The organism is Lentimicrobium sp. S6, from assembly GCF_013166635.1.
Taxonomy (GTDB): domain Bacteria; phylum Bacteroidota; class Bacteroidia; order Bacteroidales; family UBA12170; genus UBA12170.
On record NZ_JABKBZ010000299.1, the window covers coordinates 1 to 381 of the forward strand.

The window sequence follows — 381 nt, forward strand, 5'->3', positions numbered from 1 at the left end:
GAACTATCCTAAACCAAAAAGATACTGCCATTATCACATGGAACCCAACATACGAAGGACAAGTCAATCTAAAAACAGGAATCCTCAATAAATGTGATATAGAGGAGTTTTCTAATGAGAAAGAAGTGAGGGTAAGAACTTGTTTGGGGGCGGAGAAGCAAAAAGGATATTATCTAGAAGTTTATCCAAATCCAGCATCAGAATGGGTCACTTTCGATTATAAAATATTGTCAGTAAAAGACGCTGAACTGACTATCAAAAGCATTGATGGTAAACAAGTGGCCCAATTCAACTTAACAGGCGAAACAGGTCAAAAGGTATGGGATACCCGCAGCTTAAAAGCCGGTGCTTATAATTATGAGTTCATTAGCGGAGAACTCA

At 38.3% G+C, this 381-nt stretch carries 1 protein-coding gene; it reads left to right on the top strand.

Annotated features, from left to right (window positions below; genetic code table 11):
* A partial coding sequence (locus HNS40_RS22805; RefSeq protein WP_172284997.1) for a T9SS type A sorting domain-containing protein occupies positions 1–381 on the top strand: 381 nt, incomplete at both ends.